Here is a 3,409-nt window from a genome sequence, read left to right as displayed (position 1 = left end):
CAACCCGAAATCACCCGGCCGGTGAATAATCCGGGTTAAGCACCCTGCTATGGACAAATTGGACGGGCAGCTTCGAGTCCCAAAACCGAACGTTGGACAAGGGTCGATGCCGATGTGGATCTCGCGGGTCAGCGCCAGCTCTCGAGAGCATATCCATGAACTCCAAGATCAGGGGCACGCGCTCAGCGCGGTCCTCGACACCCAGTCCGCGGCTACCAGCTTCCTTATCGTGCTTTGGCTGTTCACCACGGTCACGGTCGCATTGAACTTGGGGAAGCTCAGCTGAGCGACACTAACGACCTGCTGACGGCCTTGAGGGCCTAAGCCGGCGAGGGGGCTGGCTTTGATCGGGCGTGTACGGCTTTCCGGCCAATGTCCTGATCGAATGAGAATAGGCCGGTACCAGCGCCCTGTTGCTGACACCGGCCGTCTTCGACCCGATCCGAGCTTCCATGATGACCATTCAAGCCGTCAAGCGTTTACGCATTCGACCTCCAATAATGCAGGGGTCAAGCGAAGCTCCAGCGGCGAAAGTCGGCATGACAGTCTGTACCCGGACGTTTCAGGAAAATGATTGAAGGCCGAGCACCCACGTCTGTACAGGGCGGGACCGTCAAAAGCCGGATATCAGCCGCATTCGAGACGATTTTTCCTCTGCACGTTGTTAAGTTGCTCGTGCTTCGATAGCGTGTTTCCCGTTCAATTTTGAACGAACAAAGGAACAAGAATGTTCGACAAGGTCGCTTTCACGGTGTTGCTGTCGGTGGCTTCCAGCGCCGCGATCGCACAAGCTGCTCCGCCTGCCGACAAGCCCGCCGAAGCGACGGCGGCATCACCTACTCCTGCTGTTACCGCGGCCCCACAGGCGGTCGCCGTCATCCAGACCCCGAAGTCCGAGAATATCCTGCGCGCGGGAGCGGAGGTGCCTCTGATCATGCGGGAGGAACTGACCACCAAGAAGAAGAAGCTGCGCGTTGGCCAGCGCTTCCAGATGGAGGTTGCATCCAGCATCAGCGTCAATGGCGTTGTCGTGGTCCCAGGTGGAACGCCTGCGATTGGCGAGATCACGGAAGTCCGCAACAAGGGAATGTGGGGCAAGTCGGGGTACATCGGCGCACGGGTGATCTCGATGCGATTAGGCGATCGCACGGTCCGCTTGACCGGTTCATTTGACGACAAGGGCGTCACCGGCACCGGAGGCGTGGTCGCTGCAGTCGCATTCATCCCGATTGCCGGCTTCTTCACGACCGGCACCAGCGCCGTGATCCCCATGGGCGGCGCCGTGAAGGCGTTCCTCGATGAGGATCTGGCGTTTGATGTGGCAAGCGCCAAGCCCTGATTGCCTGTCCAGTGACCGCGGGAAGGAAGTGGCTGCAAAGCCGACTCCTTCCCGTTCGATGGGTCGACGCAGTTTGGTCCGCTCTTGCATTGCAGGTGCCAAAGCGGGAGCATGAGCCATGCCCAAGGGTCATCGATATGAAGAACTTGGTCGACTGTTCCGCAAAGCCGGGTCGCACTATCTCTTCCTCGAGCGCGACGATGGCGGCGTATGGCGACTCGATGGCTCGCTGCGCGATCAGAGCCTGATCGGAGAGCGTGTTCGTGTGGTTGGTATCCGCTCTGATTTCGACCTGATCGACGTCGAATCCATCACTAGAGCTTGATTGCCCTCACAGCCAAATGTCGATCACCCCATCAAAGCTGAGCCTTTCCGACTGGGAACTTTGGGCCTGCGCCAAGCAGCAGATTGATCAGCATGCAGAGGCTGCGCAGGAGATGGCCGCCATTCGGGCTGACGAGTTGCTCGCCTCGGGGGACCTGGCAGGCCATCGGACATGGTTGCTGATCCTGTCGCGCATCCGGGAGCTGCAGGGACCGCGGCCAGATGAAACCCGGCACTGACCTGTCTCGCGCAATGCGGCTGCCTCTCCTGCGCCAAGCAATCTCTTTGTTGGTTATGACCATGTTGGTCTGGGCTCCACAGGCATGGGCTGAAACGCTCACCGGCAAGGTCGTGCGGGTCACCGACGGCGACACAATCACGCTGCTCGTCGACGGCAGGCGGCAATACAAGATTCGTCTCGGCGAGATCGATGCCCCCGAGGGTGGGCAACCCTTCGGTCGCGCCGCCAAGCGCATGTTGTCGGATCTTGTCTTTGGACGGACGATCAGGGCCCGGGTCACCGACATCGACCGCTACGGCCGGGCCGTGGCCGTGCTGACCGTGGATGGCACAAACATCAATGCCCAGATGGTGAAGGGTGGCGGTGCCTGGGCCTACCGACGGTATCTGTCAGATCAACGCTATATCCGGTGGGAAGAAGAAGCCCGGCAGGCCCGCCGCGGGCTTTGGAGACTCCAGGCTGATCAAATCATGGCGCCGTGGGACTGGCGGGCAGCGAAACGTCGAGGCGGGCCCGCACCGCTGACAACCGCTCCGCAGTCGGTCGCAATGCAGTCGGCAGGCCAGCCAGGCCGTCAGTGCGGAACCAAGCGGGTCTGCAGGCAGATGGGCTCATGCGAAGAAGCACTGCATTTCCTCAACAGCTGCCAGGTCAGGAGCCTTGATGGTGACGGCGATGGGGTGCCCTGCGAGAAGCTTTGCCGTTAATCGGGCGCCCATCGCCGCTGTTGGTTCCCTTCGTTGGCTATTGGCAAGGCTATCGCATCCGCCTTTGCTTGCTGTCGTGCCAGCGTCAGATGTGCGCAAAATGGATGGTCGCGATTGTGCTGGATGTTGAGCGGCAGTGAGGTGTTGGCGAGGAGGCTGCGCTCGAGCGCCCAAGGTTCGGGATCGCTGATCCAACAGACGGCAGCGTTGTCCTCCAGCCAGGCATCCAGCCATTGCTCTCCTGCATGCGTGAAGGTCAGACGCCGACCACTGCCCACCCTTCTCAGGGGAAAGCCACTGACAGGCGTCAGCAATGTCCCAAGGGTCAGGCGCAAGGTGGATCCTTCGGCATTGCCGCGCAGATGATAGACGATCCGGCGGCGGAGCGTTTGCCGGCTGCGATCATCCTTGGGCGAAATCCCCACATAGAGAAGCTTCATGCCATGTCTGTCGTGGCAGCCTTCGGCAGGTACACCTGGCGGCAAGCGCCGAAAGAACCATGCATAAACCCCCCTCGCGGCCGGGACGATGTCGGGTGTCTCCAGAATCTGGCGCCTCGTGAACAGTGGCGCTTCGAGGAAGAAACTCATGCACGCTCCGATCCAGCAGACCATTCAACAAGCTGCTGATCCTGGCGCAGCCTAAGCCGGCGCCACTCGAGCGCCTCGAATATGTCCCCCAGCTCAGCCTTGGCCGGCACGACCAGTGAGGCCGACGCTTCTCGCCGGAAGCGGTCCGCAAGGTGGGGTTGCTGCTCCTGTCGCGCGACAATCAGGGTGAGAATGCGCGACAATCAAG

6 protein-coding genes are annotated in these 3,409 nt (G+C 60.9%); 5 read left to right on the top strand and 1 reads right to left on the bottom strand.

The genetic code is table 11. The features are described 5' to 3' along the window. Positions 1–106 precede the first annotated feature (106 nt). From CHU93_RS17175 to CHU93_RS00610, 5 genes are all read left to right on the top strand, one after another. Complete coding sequence (locus CHU93_RS17175) at positions 107–286, top strand: hypothetical protein (RefSeq protein WP_133064247.1); 180 nt, start codon at positions 107–109, stop codon at positions 284–286. A 441-nt stretch (positions 287–727) separates the two neighbouring features. After that, complete coding sequence (locus CHU93_RS00625; protein ID WP_094472289.1) at positions 728–1,339, top strand: hypothetical protein; 612 nt, start codon at positions 728–730, stop codon at positions 1,337–1,339. Between the two features lie 118 nt (positions 1,340–1,457). Further along, positions 1,458–1,664, top strand: a complete 207-nt coding sequence (locus CHU93_RS00620; protein ID WP_094472288.1) for a DUF5818 domain-containing protein — start codon at positions 1,458–1,460, stop codon at positions 1,662–1,664. Between the two features lie 16 nt (positions 1,665–1,680). Further along, positions 1,681–1,902 (top strand): hypothetical protein, encoded by a 222-nt coding sequence (locus CHU93_RS00615; protein WP_094472287.1) that lies wholly within the window; start codon positions 1,681–1,683, stop codon positions 1,900–1,902. 55 nt (positions 1,903–1,957) lie between these two features. Beyond that, positions 1,958–2,611: a thermonuclease family protein gene (locus CHU93_RS00610; RefSeq protein ID WP_207759165.1), complete on the top strand. Its 654-nt coding sequence runs from the start codon at positions 1,958–1,960 to the stop codon at positions 2,609–2,611. Here the strand turns inward: CHU93_RS00610 and CHU93_RS00605 are convergent. Next, positions 2,608–3,201 (bottom strand): GIY-YIG nuclease family protein, encoded by a 594-nt coding sequence (locus tag CHU93_RS00605; RefSeq protein WP_094472286.1) that lies wholly within the window; start codon positions 3,199–3,201, stop codon positions 2,608–2,610. The genes CHU93_RS00610 and CHU93_RS00605 overlap by 4 nt on opposite strands. Positions 3,202–3,409: the final 208 nt, after the last annotated feature.

It is taken from the genome of Sandarakinorhabdus cyanobacteriorum (genome assembly GCF_002251755.1).
GTDB classification, from domain to species: Bacteria; Pseudomonadota; Alphaproteobacteria; order Sphingomonadales; family Sphingomonadaceae; genus Sandarakinorhabdus; species Sandarakinorhabdus cyanobacteriorum.
The sequence above is the reverse complement of the archived record's forward strand: the minus strand, read 5'-3'. Positions and strand labels throughout refer to the sequence as shown.